Source organism: Mesorhizobium sp. M7A.F.Ca.CA.001.10.2.1 (assembly GCF_003998575.1).
Lineage (GTDB): Bacteria > Pseudomonadota > Alphaproteobacteria > Rhizobiales > Rhizobiaceae > Mesorhizobium.
Window position 1 is genome coordinate 1 of record NZ_RZQY01001360.1, and the last position, 446, is coordinate 446.

The 446-nt window shown below is 59.9% G+C and carries 1 protein-coding gene; it reads left to right on the forward strand.

The genetic code is table 11. The features are described 5' to 3' along the window. Positions 1-234 (forward strand): peptidoglycan-binding domain-containing protein (locus EN964_RS37075; protein ID WP_206528861.1); only part of this gene is annotated, 234 nt, incomplete at its 5' end. Between the last annotated feature and the right edge of the window lie 212 nt (positions 235-446).

The window sequence follows — 446 nt, forward strand, 5'->3', positions numbered from 1 at the left end:
GTCAGGCGAGGCGCCACTCTGACAACCGGCGATACCGGCGGCGACGTCGAAGCGTTGCAGTCGATGCTGGCCCTCTACGGCTATGGCGTTGAAATATCGGGCATTTTCGACCGGCAGACGGAGGCGGTGGTCGAGGCCTTCCAGCGTCATTTCCGGCCGCGCAAGGTGGACGGCGTTGCCGACGGCTCGACGCTGCGGACGCTGCAAAGGCTGCTTGCTTCCATGAGGCGCTGACCCCCGGGAGAGCCTCTCCCAAGCAATTCTTTCCAATCCTTAAGTTACAAGCTGTCACTCAAAGTGACTTGCCTGGCCTTGTTTGACACCAATTCGGGCGTCAAACGGCTGACGTGTAGATGTCGGACCCCAAGCCCCCCGGGTTGTTCCGACGTTGGTTAGGCGTTGCTGCGTGAACATCTTCGCGCGGTTCAGACAGAACATGATCACAT